The organism is Tritonibacter sp. SIMBA_163 (assembly GCF_046535935.1).
Classification (GTDB): Bacteria; Pseudomonadota; Alphaproteobacteria; order Rhodobacterales; family Rhodobacteraceae; genus Epibacterium; species Epibacterium scottomollicae.
This window is the reverse complement of sequence record NZ_JAWJBP010000658.1, coordinates 1-262: the sequence shown is the minus strand read 5'-3', so window position 1 is coordinate 262 and position 262 is coordinate 1. Positions and strand designations below refer to the sequence as shown.

General features: G+C 40.5%; 1 protein-coding gene. It reads right to left on the bottom strand.

The features are described from left to right. On the bottom strand, positions 1-199 hold a 199-nt coding region (locus R0J92_RS23945), incomplete at its 3' end, for a hypothetical protein (RefSeq protein WP_411053515.1). Between the last annotated feature and the right edge of the window lie 63 nt (positions 200-262).

The window sequence follows — 262 nt, the reverse complement described above, 5'->3', positions numbered from 1 at the left end:
ATTCTTGCTGTACGGTTTTACGGGTATTTTGCAACATTGAATCAATGTTAGTTAATGTTCCATTCAAGTTATCGCTGGCGTTACTCATTATGTCAGAGGCTTCATTACCAACACGAGTCAGGGTATTTGATTGTTCTACAAAGGCATGATTCGCTTCCTGTAAAATGTCTTGAGTAGAGGTTTGCACTTCTTCAAGCATTGTTTTTTGCTGTTGCGCTTGGGTAGTGAGCGCTTGTTCTAAGTCTTCTCGTATTCCTCGGAA